The organism is Leptospira brenneri, from assembly GCF_002812125.1.
GTDB lineage: Bacteria > Spirochaetota > Leptospiria > Leptospirales > Leptospiraceae > Leptospira_A > Leptospira_A brenneri.
Map to the genome: position 1 here is coordinate 175,825 of NZ_NPDQ01000006.1, position 12,158 is coordinate 187,982.

The following is a 12,158-nucleotide window of genomic DNA, read 5'->3' on the forward strand; positions in this document are numbered from 1 at the left end:
TTATTGCTGTACACAAATTAATCTTTTGTTTGCAGAACAAATAGATTCTTGGCTTGTGATACTCGTTGTTGATGCCATTGACCAAGATTGACCATAGAGAAAACTAGCTGGTGTGGATGGACAGTTTTGGTAGGTAAATCCATGGCAATTGTGTCGGTAAGTTAAACCATCCCCGGTACAAGCAGGGGTGCTTGCTTGTGTCGCTGGTGCGAGAGCATTTGTCATCCCTGTCCAATACTCGTGACCTACGCTTGAGAATTCTCTTTGTAAATTGGTTGGATCAAACCCAGCTGATCCATTTGCGATAAACAATTGAGAATGTTCATCACTGCAATTGGTATAGCCAGAGGTATTACAACGATAGTAGTGATACCCCGCAGTCAAAACCCAATTTGTCCCATTCGGGATACGATTATTAGCAATCGTTGGATCTCCTCCACTATTACTAACAATTAAAGCTTTATACGTTCCAGTAGGAACTCCACCCGGTTTATTATTGTTGCAGGTATCATCAGCACCAAACACACCTTGTGCGGTCATCTCTCCATTGTATCCAGGCGCACCGCTGGTTGTTACAAAAACTGCTTTACCTGCAGGTTCATCATCTCGATTGGTAATGGTTTGGTTGGAAAGGGTCGCAGCCCCACTCGAATAAACTCCATCCGTATTGGCATTTTTCGTAAGGTTGACTGTATAGTCCTGCGATCCATCTGCAAAATTATCATCTGCACCGAGAACGGTTACTGTTTGTTTTAGAGAAGAATTCGCACAATTCGAATCGCTTGCATCAGCATCAGCCACACGGCTTCCCGCAGGAAAAGTGAGGGTTGCAGTCGAAAGAGTTCCACATTCCCCAAAGGCTGCGGTTCCAGCGCCGTAGGTAGCACAAGCAACGCTTACAGTGATGGTTTCCGTATTTTGCGCACCCAAACACACATGGATAGTCGCAGTATCTGCTGCAGTTGATGAACCTTCTTTAGTAGAGCCTAATTTACTAACATAAAAATATGCTTCATTGTCCGTTGTTGTGGCATAGATATCAATTGGATTGTATGCAACGGCTCCTGTGGATAAGGCAGTGGTCACTTCCCAGCCAACTGATCCGTCCACTTCGTTGTCATCAGCATGGCTAAGCAGGATACGATTGGTTCCACCTGATTCCATAAAATTATAATTTGCGCTACTTACTGTTACAGTAGCAGGAACGGTTCCCTCACTTGTGTCTGTACTTGTTAGACCAATGGTCACATCAGAACTAGGATTTGATTGTGCAATCATCCAGATATGAGTTGACCCACCCTCTGTTGCGGATAGGCGATTTCCAGAAGTTCCGAAAGGTGAACCAGAAAAATTACAAGGTTGAAGGAGGTGTGCCCCATCATTATCACAAGAACGAACGGTAAAAGTTGGTTCTGCAACTGTTGTATTGTAGGTAGCATCAGCAGAGGATGCAACAAAAGAAACCGTATAATCCGCATTACCAGAGTTTGCTGAATCTGATTTCCCTTCTACTTGGAAAGTTTGGTAATCGTTCCAGTTAGTGGAAGTGAATGTGAGCGATGGAGTTAAAATGGTGCATTTGTTTCCACAAGTAGATGAGAAAGTGAGTGTCACATTACTTGTAGGTTTGGTTCGTAACTTCAATTGAAAGTTTGAATATTTAGTACCTAACTGATTGCTCTCATCAGTTGCAAAACGAGTAACAGCTCCTCCGGCTGTACCGGTGGTTCCTGTAGTGGTATCAAATCGCATATAAGCATACCCTGGAACACTTTGGTCACGGTTGTAAACGACTACGTTTCTTGGTTTGATTCCATTATACTCTGAGTCTGCGCTGGATGTTGTTCCAACTTCTACTGTATAAACTTTCACTCCATCAATTTCTAAATCGTCGACGGAAGTTACCGTAACTGTCTGCGGAGTGGCAAAATTCGCATTGGTAAATGTTAGCGTCTTTGGACTTGCTGTCCCTTCTCTGTTACCCGCATTGACTGCATCATAAGTATCGTTGATTGTCATAGATACATTGGCTGTAGGAGCAGTTCGCAGTCTAATTTGGAAAGTTCCATTCGTAGCTGTAGCCGATGGACTTGGTTCTTCCATTACTCGCGAGATATTGGACACACGAACGCCAGGTGCTTCATCATCATCTATTTTGACTGAAATATCGCAGGCATCTTTACCGGAGTAAGTTCCTGAAGTTTCTTTGCCCCCCGCATCTTTTTGAACCATAGTTCCTAAGGCTACTGTCATAGGATCTACAACTGGATTTCGAATCGCGTCTTGGACAACGGTAAATTTAAAACATTGTCTTTCTGTTACACCATTACTCGTAAAGGTAAGTTTAGTGGGAATTGCAACCTCAGCTCCCGGAAATGATTTTACAGAAGTAACTCGCGAACCATAATTATTTGTAACTGAAACTGGGATATCAAGTGATCCACTAAAAGGGGAATTCGGATAGATACAAGTTTCAAAAGTACTATAACCCCATTGTCCAGCAGACAAAGTGAGACCGGAATCACTAGAAGCATTGAACGCCGCTGTTACATCACCATCCTCTTCCAAATACACTGCCTTGGTGGAAACGGTCACATCTGAGGAACAGGCCACCGTTGCCTCATTTCCAAGCAGTCGATCAAATCGTTCACTGACCCCAAAAAGGAAAGTATCTCCCGCAGAAACCTGTCCGCTACAATTTTGGAATGATACTAAGGATAAAATAAGAACCAAGATTGTGGTAAATAGAGACTGATTGATCTTCATAGCTAAATTTCCGGTAATATGTTTTGAAACTGATCCAATCCTTTCGATTTCTCCCTTGGGGGCAACGAAAAACTAGTTTGTATTAAAATTTGGTTCTCCTACAGACAAAAGTTAGTTGGTGGTAAAAAATTAAGCAGTTTGTAGCGAAATTCCAGGAGGTAATTTTGTGTGTACTCCTAACTTATCTGCTACGATCAATGGGCAAAAGCGGAAGTTCTGTTCCAAATGCTGTTAATTTTAAAATCAAGAATTTATCAATTGATTTTAGCGGTTGCTTCTCAAGATAAGGATTGGTTGGCTTTATGCGTAAAAGAATATCCTTATCAATCCTAATCCATTCCACCTTCCTTTTGTTATTTGTTATCAATTGTAATAGCATCGTAAAACAAGAATGGAAGGATTCAGTTGCTTTTCAAAAGTTTTGCGGATGTGTCACTCCTAAAGAGGTGAAAGCCGGTGACCATTTGGGGAGTTTACCCGAAGGTTCTTTGGATAAACTGGGGACTTCGGAATACTTGGAGAAATTATATAAAGGTCTTCGCAGTGATTTCGAACACTCTGGAACTCCGTTTGAAGAAGTAGGTGGAAGTCTTGTTGGAAAAGGGGTCGAACTCAAACGTATTGAAGATGATGAAAAAAGGTTACGAGAACTTTTAATCGTGATCGATGGGGACGTAGCTTTCCCATCTGGAAAATCAACTCTCACTCCAAAAGCAAAAGAACTCATCGCCAAAGTTGGGGACGCTATGGAAGCATACCCTGAAACCAATTGTCGTATTGGTGGACACACAGATAGTGTGGGTGCATTCGCAATGAACCTTAAGTTAAGTAAGGAACGTTCTCAATCCGTAAAACTTGAATTAAAACTGATTCATAGAATTGTTGAAGCACGTTTTAAGGAAGTGGATGGTTTCGCTGATTTACACAAAATAGTCGATACAATGCTTGCGGAAAAGAAAAACCGTAGAACAGAAGTTTACGTTGGGACGGTTCGCATTGTTTATTAAGTTTCCAAAATCGATTTCATTAAAATTTTATTCAGTTCTATTCTCTATTTTATTTGTCTTTGCGGTTATACCTTTGAGGTCAGAGGAATCCAAAACGGAAGGCACAGACGCTAATACAAATTCTTCCTTCGCTTTAGAAGATCGCGAAGATAATAAAACTCGAATGGATATCTTCAACCAAGTTTATGAACATAGGTTGATGTTTCGCGGTGGTTGGGGGATTGGAAAATTATCTCCGGCGATCTTAAATGAAACAGGGCCTGCTTGGTTTCAGAACTCACTCTTTCGTCAAATCACGGAACCCGGTGCTCCCCTTTCCATTCCTTACAAACCAGCTAAAGACTTGGGTGTGAATTCTCAGTTTTGGGACATTCGTTACGGTTATAAAAATAAATTTGAAGTACAGTTTGCTGAAGATACCTCTCTTGGTGTTTATAGTCGAAGTCTTCCTGCTTCCAATAATTTCCTTTCTCCAAGAACCGATACGTATTGGGGAAGTACTTTTGAAGGGAATCGGTTACTTCGATTTGAAGGTGTGAGCCAACATTTAAGATTTTCTTATACACATCCCGTTTCTAAAATTTGGATGATTGGACCGTCCATCAACTTCCATCGTTATACGGAAAGAAACAATATCTCTTATGGTTCCTATTCTACAAGTCGACCCGAAGCAGGGGTTCCGAACAAAGTCACTTGGTCGATTGGAGGAGATGCTAACGCTGAGTATTCCATGAAAGGAATTTTGCCTGGGATCTACACCAAGTTTAAACTTCGTGATTGGTGGGAACTTCGTGCCCGTGTGGAACTATTAGATCGAAAAGGAAACTTTTCTGTGTTAGGTTCTCAATTCATCCAAGAAAACTTTAATGATGGGAGTTCGAACTTAAATGGGGTGGTTCCTGCTTATGGCGGAAAGGTTAGAGATAAGGGAACCATTGTTAATTTAGAAACATCCTTTCAATACTGTCGTTTTACTTTAGACATTGGGGTGATTCGCCAAGATGTCAAAAGAACCTATGACAGTTATTTTGGAGATACTATAGGGAATGTTCCCAGAAGTGATTATTCGGCAAGGAGTGTTTACATCGGGTTTTCGGAAATGTCTGCCTCGATCAAACACACTGTTACAGAATTTTACATCATGCCTGGAGTTTCTTTTTTTTACGACGCAGATAAAATTTACTAATCTGATTCTTGATTTCCCCATTTGGTTTATGGAGGTTTCCTTCGCAAATCCAATGGGTGAACCGGCCTACCTCCTTCTACCTAAAAATGTTTGATTTTTCTTAGTTTCCAAACAATCTAAAGGATGTGCCGTATTTAATCTTTATCAGTTTCTTCCTTATGATCGCTTGTGGGAATCCTTCCGACGAGAAAGACAAAAACCAATTGGAGTCAAAAACTTCCAGTGATACCAAACGGATCATCTATTTTGGAGATTCCCTCACTGCAGGTTATGGCCTTCCCGATTATGAAGATGCTTGGCCTCATGTCCTTACGAAACGAATCAACGCAGAAGGTTACTCCTACCAAATGACAAATGCCGGTGTTTCTGGGGATACAACAAGTGGTGGCCTGGGAAGACTAGAATGGGTTCTCGCAGAAAAACCATCTGTCTTTGTGCTTGAGTTAGGTGCCAATGATATGTTACGGGGAGTAAACCCTTCGGTCACCAAAGAAAACCTACGTTCGATGATTCGCCAAATCAAATCTCAATATCCATCCACCAAAATATTGTTAGTGGGAATGTATGCCACTCCCAATATGGGGAAAAAATTTGCTAAAGAATTCAATTCTATTTATCCCGATCTTGCAAAAGAAGAAGAGGTTCCTCTTGTTCCTTTTATTTTGGAAAAGGTGGCATCCATCCGCAAACTCAACCAAAAAGATGGAATCCATCCGACAGAGGCCGGACACAAACTAGTTTCTGATACAGTCTATCCTTATCTGAAAACTTTGTTAGTGAAATAGTTGGGTACGTTGTCCTTTTGGAAGGATCATAGTTAGAGCCGATTCTGTAACTAAATTATTGGTTACAGAATAATTGATGTTATGCGCCGGAGATAAGTTTAAAAGAAATCTTAATCTTATACTTTAAAAATTGTAAGAAATTCTTTCGGACTTAGAGGTTTAATTTCTCCCTTGGGATAATCTTTTTTATTTCTAGTGATAATATATTTAATTTTTTTTGATTTAGCTGCAAAGTATTGAATTGAATCTTCAAAATCCTTTATTGTCGAATTTAATGCAAGGTCGATTATTTTTTCGTCAACAGGAATTATTTCTATTATGGTTTTGAATTCTTTAATTAATGCTCTAGCAGATTTCTCATTAGTATACTTTGCCAGAATATAGAAAATATTCCAAATAATTGGTGAAGAAATATAACCCTTAATTTTTTTATTTTCTATTCGCGAAATTAGTTCTACTGTTTCTTGAAAGAAAGGTTCTCTCGCGTATAGATAATCGATAATAACATCAGAATCTAAGTAAACATTTCGAATCATTTGTATTTCTTTTCAAGAAAATGAGCTATATCATTCTTAATATCTATGTCTTTTTTACCTTTTAGTATTCCTGCTAATTTTTTTGTCACAGGTGGAAGATTCTCTTCATCAGATGGGATCTTTGAAGAAATTCCACCTAGATAGTCTTCTATCAGTTTAGATAAACTTTTATTTCTCTGCTTAGCAAATTCCTTTGCTCGTTTTATTATTTTGTCATCAAGAGATAGTGTAAGTTTAGTATTCATCCAGAAACACCTATACGTATAATGATTAATTTTAGTTACGTAAATGTCAATCTTTACTTTTCCACAAATAATCCATTTGGTGGTTTATTTTCTAAAAGATTTTGTCTCTTGTGCATAAAACCTTCTCACTGCTGTTAAATTGGCTTATCACTTGTTATCTCCCTACGGTTGGTAAACCGCCCTATATTTGCTTTGTAATACTTTTTCTGGGTGGATCGCCCAAGATTCTGAAATGGGAATTTTACGGCTTGGGCCTAAGTCGGTTAGATTTTTAGAACGAATAAAAGTATCGACTTTTTCAAGATTGTCTTTCCCTTCTGCCCAGATCCGAATGGTTCCATTTTCTTGGACCAGTTCCTCCACTCGTGCGCCTATAAAAATACGAACATTCATAAAACCATTTTCATCCGTATCGAAGTCGGAGTAGGCAATATGTCCAGATGTGATTCCTGTTTTTGCGGTTTGGTTAAAATAGGTTTTTGTTTCCCAAATCCCATTTTGATTTTCGTCAGACCATTCCACTAATTTTTTTGTCTCGGGCCCAAACCACAACCTGCGTGTAGGTTGTTTTTTTTTCGGATCTCTCCATTCGTTAAACAGAGGAAAGGTTTTGGATTGGTCTTTTAAATCACCGTAAATCCAAGCTAGGTCATGATAAAGATCGCCTTCTTCTTTGGTAGCTAAGAAAAACCCAAGACCTAAGTCTTTCCATTGGATGATGGCTTGGTTTTTCACTTCTGTGAATTGTAAGGGAGAGCAGTTAAAATAAAGGCAAGAGATTGTAAGGATAACTATTTTTTTCATAAAAGAGAAGAGGTCAGAGTCAAACGATGTTGATAAACAAAAAAGCCGGCCACCAAAGTGACCGGTCCTTAAAAACTGAATTTCTTAAGAGATCTTAGAATTCAGTATTGAGTGTGGCACATTTTGTAGTCGCAGGTTCTGCTGAGCCATAAGTACAAGTTGAAAAGATTAATTTTGTCGGAGGGGTTGAAGTCACAGCATCAATCAGAGTTTGGTTCATTGCTTTTAAAGCATTGGCACAAGCCGTAGTACTGCTACCTTCAACTGCTGCCACATAAAAATAATCATCTAAACTTGTTGGGGACGTAGCAGCAATTTGTGCTTCAGTCCTTCCGTCATTTTTTAACTTCGCTGCTGTTTCTACGACAAGGTTTGGCACTGAGAACGCTCTTTTGGAAGCAACAGAAGCTTCGAAAGTAGCATCATTTGTGTTGTTTGAATTTGTAATTTGTGTGTTAATCCCGTTTGTAATCGAAGTAACAGAGGAATCGCAAACGGATCCAGCTTTTGTGTAGTATGCAATGATGTTATTTTTTGTAGTATTGTAAGTTGCTTCAACTTCTGCTTTCGTTCGATCCACTTTACAAGCGCCTTTGGGAGTAGGAGTGATGCTCACAGAATAAGACGTTGCACTATTTTTTGTTACAATGGCACAGTTTCCACTTAATTGGTCATTAGTATAAAGTAAAAATGCCAGCAGAGGGGTGTTGTCTTCTTTTGATTCAGCTTTGCAGTTAGCAAAAGATGTTACAAAGAAAAGTAGAGTCAGTAGGATAGGTGTTGTTTTTTTCATTATCTTTCCTTGAGAAATTTGATTGTCGTATGATACATACGAACATTGTTCGTCAGTGAAAAAGAAATACAAATAACGTCAATGGAATTTGATTAAAAGTCATCGGTGACTTGTATTAGATCGTTTTTTATAATATTAAAACTAACTAATGTTTGTTTTTGTGATAACTCCTAAAATAAAAATTCGCGAATTAAGTTTCACGTGATATATAGGTAATACTTTTACTGATTGTGTATCTGTCGTATATATCTGTATGTATTGCAATCTAACAGGTGATAAGTTGTTTTTTATTTGTGGCTAAAAATTGAAAGTTATGAATTCTTTGTTTTTTTTTCACAAATGAATTTTGTTTTGTTAAGTATTTTAGTAAACTTTGATAAAGTTCACTGTTGGATTTAGTTTATGATCGATCCATTGATGGAAAAAATTTTCAATCTTCGGATTGGTTGGAAGGACGATTTTATGATAGAAGATGAAAATGGGGGAAACAAAAATTCCTAATTTTTAAAAATCTCTCTTGTTCGGTGGCGAGTCTTTAGGTCTACTTTGTGATAGCAGTTCCTATTCCAAACCTGACTTTCCCCCTCAATTTTCGTCTTTTTTCCTTGCCGATTTGTCCTGATTCCAAATGATGGTTTCACAAACCTTCTGCGGGAATAGCTCAGCGGTAGAGCATCTCCTTGCCAAGGAGAGGGTCGCGGGTTCAAGTCCCGTTTCCCGCTAATGAAGGTACGCTTCTTTTTCTTTCCACTACACTCTCTTTATTTACACTGGATATAATACGATGGAATTTACGGCAAAAAAAAATAACAACGCAACTTGTGACCTCAGCATTCAATTTACCGCTGAAGAAGTCCGCACTGCCTACTCTAAGGCTTACAAAAATGCATCAGAAAAAGTAAAAATCCCCGGTTTTCGTCCCGGAAAAGCACCTCTCGATATGGTCGAAAAAGTTCTCGGTGATTCCGTTATGGATGATGCAGCGAACATCATGTTAAACCAAGCAATGGCAGACCTATTTGATAAATTGGAACACAAACCAATTCGTCTGCCACAGTTTCAAATGGAAACTTTTGATAAAAATACTGGGGCCAAAGCCAAAGCCACTTATGACACGAAGCCAGAAGTCACCTTACCAAAGTTAAAGAAGATTAAAATCCAACCAAAAGAAATTAAAATTTCTGATGCTGACATCCAAAAAGAATTAGAAGGGATCCAAAAAAATATGGCTCGTAACTCTTTGAAAGAAGAGGGTGAGGCAGTAGAATCTTCTGACCTTTTAGAAATTAATTATAAGTTCAAAGAAACGGACAAGGAATACCCAGAACAAGGCCAGGTGGGAAAATTCCAAATGGGAGCTCCCCAAAACCCACCGGGTTTTGAAACCAATCTTCTTGGAATGAAACTAAACGAAACCAAAGAGTTTTCTTTCACTTACCCAGATTCTTACCCACAGTCTCCTGAGTCCGCTGGAAAAACCATTATTTATACTGTGACAGTTTCTGCTGTTTACAAAGTGACTTATCCAGAAATTAACGATGACTTTGCATCTGAAGTGGATGGTTCTGCCAACTTACAAGAGTTAAAAGAAAAAACGAAAAAACAACTCATAGAAATTTTCGGAAACGCTCTGACAAAACGGGCTACAGATGATGCTTATAATGAAATCATCAAAGAATCTAAATTCATCATCCCTGAATCTTTAATCTACGAAGAAACAGAAACAGTTTTTCAAAACTTTATGCGTGAATTTGGCCTTCCGGTAACTTCCCTTGCGGACTACGCAAAACGATTGAACAAGGAAGAAAAAGAGGTTCGCGAATCTTTCTCCAAAGCAGCAGAAAAACGCATCCAAACCTATATTTTGAAGCAGAAAATCGCGGAAGACCACAAAATCCAGATTTCTGACGAAGAAGTGGAGGCTGGATACGAAAAAGAAGCAGGCCAGCAAGGAATTCCTGCCGAATCTCTGAAAAAAGAAGTCCAAAAACAGAAGGCGGAATCCTTCTACCGCGACAAATTCCTGTTTGATAAAATCGACGAGTTTGTGTACGCTGAGGTAGAAAAGAAGTCGCCGAAAGCAATTTCAACGGAAGAAGCAGAGAAAATTCTCAGCGGGAAAGAAGAGTAAACTATGTCTACACTCATGCCTTATGTAATCGAACAAACTAGCCGTGGCGAACGCCAATATGATATTTTTTCACGGCTTTTGAAAGACCGGATCATTTTTCTTGGATCTGCCATCGACGAAACTTATGCCAATGTGATTTCGGCACAGCTTTTGTTTTTGGAAGCAGAGAACCCTGACCGTGATATCTATCTCTACATCAACAGCCCTGGTGGGTATGTAAGTTCTGGTCTTGCCATTTACGACACCATGCAGCTCATCAAACCTGAGGTAAGAACTCTTTGTATTGGGCAAGCTTCTTCTATGGCGGCACTTCTTCTTGCTGGTGGTGCCAAAGGGAAACGTTCTGCACTTCCTAACTCTCGAATTATGTTACACCAACCTTATGGTGGAGCAGGCGGACAAGCTTCCGATATCGAAATCTCTGCCAAAGAAATCATAAAGATCAAGGACAAACTCATCGATCTTTATGGAAGACACACGGGAAAATCCTCTGACCAAGTCCGAAAAGACACGGAACGAAATTTCTTTATGAGTGCCGATGAAGCCAAAGAATACGGAATCATCGACAACGTCATCCAAGAACGCAAACAAATGCCACAAGCTTAAAAAGGGGGCCTAAAGCCATGACCAAACGTCCAAGCCAAACGGGTAATTCCAGAGAAAAATTACATTGTTCTTTCTGCGGGAAGGCCCAAGATGAAGTAAGACGATTGGTCGCAGGCCCTGGTGTTTATATTTGTGATGAATGCATTTCTTTATGTAATGAAATCATCGCAGAAGAGCCGCAAGGTGGTGAAAAAACTGCCATTGTGGGAGACATCCCAAAACCAACTGAAATCAAAAAAATCTTAGACCAGTATGTGATTGGTCAAGAACAAGCCAAAAAAGCTTTAGCTGTTGCTGTTTATAATCATTACAAAAGAATCTTTCATAACGAACGTAAGGCGGGGGATGTGGAATTGGAAAAATCCAATATCATGCTCATCGGACCTACCGGTTCTGGAAAAACCCTTCTTGCGCAGACACTCGCTCGGATTCTAAAAGTTCCTTTTGCCATCGTAGATGCAACTGCCCTTACTGAAGCCGGTTATGTGGGAGAAGATGTCGAAAACATCATTCTCAAACTCATCCAAAATTCTGACAACGATGTGAAACGTGCAGAGATGGGAATCATCTATATTGACGAAATTGATAAAATTTCTCGTAAGTCGGACTCGGCTTCCATCACTCGCGATGTGAGTGGAGAAGGGGTTCAACAAGCACTTCTCAAAATCATTGAAGGGACTGTTGCCAATGTGCCACCACAAGGCGGTCGTAAACACCCTCATCAAGAATACATCCCTGTGGAAACCAAAAACATCCTCTTTATTTGTGGGGGAGCGTTTGTGGGACTTAGCGATATCATCAAACAAAGAGTAGGTGTGAAGTCGATTGGTTTCCACTCGAGTGAAGCAGTGAATGATAAGGGGCACAAAATCGAAGAAGGGGAGTCCGTGGTTCACCATGTCATTCCTGATGACCTTATGAAGTTTGGTCTCATTCCTGAATTCATTGGACGACTTCCGATCATTGCCACTCTAGATGAACTCACTATTGATAGTTTGAAGTCTATTTTTACGGAACCAAAAAATTCCCTTCTCAAACAATACCAAAAGATGTTTGATATTGAGAACGTAAAACTTAAGTTCACAGAATCTGCCATTGAAGCCATTGCACAAACGGCCATCAAACGGGAAAGTGGAGCTCGTGGTTTACGTGCGATCGTGGAAGAGATTATGATGGAACTCATGTTTCAAATTCCATCCAGGAAGGATGTTTTGGAAGTGGTCGTGACAGATGAAACTGTCTTAAAAAAAGATGCACCTATCACGATCCTGAAAGGTGATATCGAAAAGATTGCGTAGT

At 39.6% G+C, this 12,158-nt stretch carries 11 protein-coding genes and 1 tRNA gene; 7 read left to right on the forward strand and 5 right to left on the reverse strand.

The window, feature by feature from the left end; all coding sequences use genetic code 11:
- Positions 1-2,766 (reverse strand): hypothetical protein, encoded by a 2,766-nt coding sequence (locus CH361_RS13935; protein ID WP_100791419.1) that lies wholly within the window; start codon positions 2,764-2,766, stop codon positions 1-3.
- A gap of 302 nt (positions 2,767-3,068) precedes the next feature.
- Between CH361_RS13935 and CH361_RS13940 the strand changes: the two genes are divergently transcribed.
- From CH361_RS13940 to CH361_RS13950, 3 genes are all read left to right on the forward strand, one after another.
- The gene (locus CH361_RS13940; protein ID WP_100791420.1) at positions 3,069-3,773 is read left to right on the forward strand and encodes an OmpA family protein; all 705 of its coding nucleotides are present in this window, start codon (positions 3,069-3,071) and stop codon (positions 3,771-3,773) included.
- Positions 3,774-3,846: 73 nt separating this feature from the next.
- On the forward strand, positions 3,847-4,959 hold the full coding sequence (locus CH361_RS13945; protein WP_100791534.1) for a hypothetical protein: 1,113 nt from the start codon (positions 3,847-3,849) through the stop codon (positions 4,957-4,959).
- A gap of 125 nt (positions 4,960-5,084) precedes the next feature.
- The gene (locus tag CH361_RS13950; RefSeq protein WP_100791421.1) at positions 5,085-5,744 is read left to right on the forward strand and encodes an arylesterase; all 660 of its coding nucleotides are present in this window, start codon (positions 5,085-5,087) and stop codon (positions 5,742-5,744) included.
- Between the two features lie 116 nt (positions 5,745-5,860).
- Here CH361_RS13950 and CH361_RS13955 read toward each other — a convergent pair whose 3' ends face one another.
- The 4 genes from CH361_RS13955 to CH361_RS13970 all read right to left on the reverse strand — a co-directional run bounded on the left by CH361_RS13955 (position 5,861) and on the right by CH361_RS13970 (position 8,122).
- Positions 5,861-6,280 carry a type II toxin-antitoxin system VapC family toxin gene (locus CH361_RS13955; protein WP_100791422.1) on the reverse strand — a complete coding sequence of 140 codons (420 nt, stop codon included), beginning with the start codon at positions 6,278-6,280 and terminating at the stop codon, positions 5,861-5,863.
- Entirely contained in the window at positions 6,277-6,525 is a 249-nt protein-coding gene (locus tag CH361_RS13960) for a DUF6364 family protein (protein ID WP_100791423.1), read from the reverse strand. The genes CH361_RS13955 and CH361_RS13960 overlap by 4 nt, the downstream gene beginning before the upstream one ends.
- Positions 6,526-6,687: 162 nt before the next feature.
- Positions 6,688-7,329 carry an Lsa25.6 family adhesin gene (lsa25.6, locus tag CH361_RS13965; RefSeq protein WP_100791424.1) on the reverse strand — a complete coding sequence of 214 codons (642 nt, stop codon included), beginning with the start codon at positions 7,327-7,329 and terminating at the stop codon, positions 6,688-6,690.
- A gap of 94 nt (positions 7,330-7,423) precedes the next feature.
- The gene (locus CH361_RS13970; RefSeq protein ID WP_100791425.1) at positions 7,424-8,122 is read right to left on the reverse strand and encodes a hypothetical protein; all 699 of its coding nucleotides are present in this window, start codon (positions 8,120-8,122) and stop codon (positions 7,424-7,426) included.
- 650 nt (positions 8,123-8,772) lie between these two features.
- Between CH361_RS13970 and CH361_RS13975 the strand changes: the two genes are divergently transcribed.
- The 4 genes from CH361_RS13975 to clpX all read left to right on the forward strand — a co-directional run bounded on the left by CH361_RS13975 (position 8,773) and on the right by clpX (position 12,157).
- Positions 8,773-8,844, forward strand: a tRNA-Gly gene (locus CH361_RS13975).
- 62 nt (positions 8,845-8,906) lie between these two features.
- On the forward strand, positions 8,907-10,253 hold the full coding sequence (tig, locus tag CH361_RS13980) for a trigger factor (RefSeq protein ID WP_100791426.1): 1,347 nt from the start codon (positions 8,907-8,909) through the stop codon (positions 10,251-10,253).
- A 3-nt stretch (positions 10,254-10,256) separates the two neighbouring features.
- The gene (clpP, locus tag CH361_RS13985; protein ID WP_100791427.1) at positions 10,257-10,859 is read left to right on the forward strand and encodes an ATP-dependent Clp endopeptidase proteolytic subunit ClpP; all 603 of its coding nucleotides are present in this window, start codon (positions 10,257-10,259) and stop codon (positions 10,857-10,859) included.
- A gap of 17 nt (positions 10,860-10,876) precedes the next feature.
- Positions 10,877-12,157 carry an ATP-dependent Clp protease ATP-binding subunit ClpX gene (clpX, locus tag CH361_RS13990; protein ID WP_100791428.1) on the forward strand — a complete coding sequence of 427 codons (1,281 nt, stop codon included), beginning with the start codon at positions 10,877-10,879 and terminating at the stop codon, positions 12,155-12,157.
- The last annotated feature ends 1 nt before the right edge of the window (position 12,158 follow it).